We start from the raw sequence: 1615 nt of genomic DNA, 5'->3' as shown, positions 1-1615 counted from the left end.
CCGGCCCGGAACTCCGGATCAAAGCGGCGTCTCGTGGTAGCTCCCACGACCAAACCTCTCCCGGTTCGGTCTCCACGCTACGAGGGGAAGCTCACGAGTGACCGTGGTTACCCCCTCGTTCCCCCTGGCTAATTGCACGTTAGTTGCACGACGATCAAGAATGTGACCTCGTGGAGGACTACCAGCGAGCGCTGATCGGCCGCATGGTCGAACACCTCGACCTGTACGCCTCGGGCCGGACACCGCTGCCCAAGCTGGTTGAAGATCTCTGGGGACTGTTTGCAGCATCGGACCCTCGTGAGCTTGAGATCAGAGACTCGTTTCAGTGGCTGTGGTCCGATCTCGATGGGGAGTGTGAGTTGCGGACTCAGCCCTGGGCGCCGGCCGGGGTGGCTGATGATGATCGCTTGGCCAGCGTTATCGGTGAACTGCGCTTGTGGGCTACGCAGGTAGCTGCGGGCGAATCTCCCTCGCGCCCACGCACACCTCCGCCTGCCTGATCACCCCGTCTGCCGTCGACCCGCCCGAAGGGGAAGCGGGCCAAGGCCGCCGGGTCCAGGTGGAGCGCCCTACTGGACGAACGACCTGGACCCGGCGGCCTTGGCCTGCTCGGCTTGTCCCGAGTCGATGGCGGGCGGGGTGATCAGGCCCCTACCTCAACCATCTACGGTCGGTCACGATGAGCAGGCCCTTGGTGATCACCCCGCAGCTGGAGTGCCCCCGCCGGAGGCGCAGAAGGAAGCTGTCGTCTGCCTCTCCCCGCGGAAGGGAGCATCACCTAAAGTGCCTCATGTGATCACTGATCGGTCGCTTTTCGCCGCAAGTTTCTTATGCGGGGTGCTCCTCGTACCGGTTCCTGCTGTGGCTGAAAGTTCTCCCAAGCCGCTGTCTCCGGATCGGCTCAAAGCGGCCCTGCTTCTGCCGGAGGACCTTGGCATCGGCTTCGCACGTTACGCGAGTTGGAACAGAGAACCGGCTCGGTATGACATAGTCACCCGCTCGAAGGCGTGCACCAGGGCGGTTAAGGGCATCCTTCCGCTCTATCGAGCCAAGGCCGCGACCTGGCTGAGGAAGGAAGACGGGTGGGAGGGGGTGAGCGAGTACATCGTGAGCGGTACTCGCGGCAAGATCTCCGCCTTGGAGCGGGCGGCCAAAGTGATGGTCCGCGACTGCAATGGCGTCACGGTTACTACGGACGCCACCAAAGATACGATCCGCAAGCTATCGGTCGGCAGGCTCGGCGACGCTTCCTATGGGCTCAAGCTCCGCAGTGGGTTCCCGGGCAGGAACCTGGACAAGGAGTCGATGGTTGCGATCGACATCGTGATTACCAGGGTGGGGAACACCATGATCGCACTGGAGCACGATGGACACGTGGGCCAGTATGATCCCGCGCTCACCAGGTCTGCCGCACAGAAAGCCACGAGGCGGCTTCTGGAAGCTCTGAAGGCTTCCTAGCAACCTTCCGCGGCGGGGCGGCTCAGTGAGGCGGGTTCCTTCAGATAAGGCGGTGTCAGTGTTCGGCCTTGCGGCCCGACGCTGCCCGAAGCGTAACCGCCGCCCGCGGATCTCCCGTGGAACGGCCCCGCGTCAGCCGCCCGCCGGCCGTTCCCGC

At 64.1% G+C, this 1615-nt stretch carries 2 protein-coding genes; both read left to right on the top strand.

Annotation, left to right across the window (positions count from 1 at the left end):
• Nucleotides 1–170 precede the first annotated feature (170 nt).
• On the top strand, nt 171–500 hold the full coding sequence (locus tag ABZ857_RS44155; protein WP_357056942.1) for a hypothetical protein: 330 nt from the start codon (nt 171–173) through the stop codon (nt 498–500).
• 292 nt (nt 501–792) lie between these two features.
• A complete protein-coding gene (locus ABZ857_RS44150; RefSeq protein ID WP_357056939.1) occupies nt 793–1458 on the top strand; it encodes a hypothetical protein in 666 nt (221 codons plus the stop codon).
• The last annotated feature ends 157 nt before the right edge of the window (nt 1459–1615 follow it).

The sequence above is a fragment of the Microbispora sp. NPDC046933 genome, assembly GCF_040644635.1.
Lineage (GTDB): Bacteria > Actinomycetota > Actinomycetes > Streptosporangiales > Streptosporangiaceae > Microbispora.
Note: the sequence above shows the minus strand (reverse complement) of the source record. Positions and strands in the feature narration are given on the sequence as shown.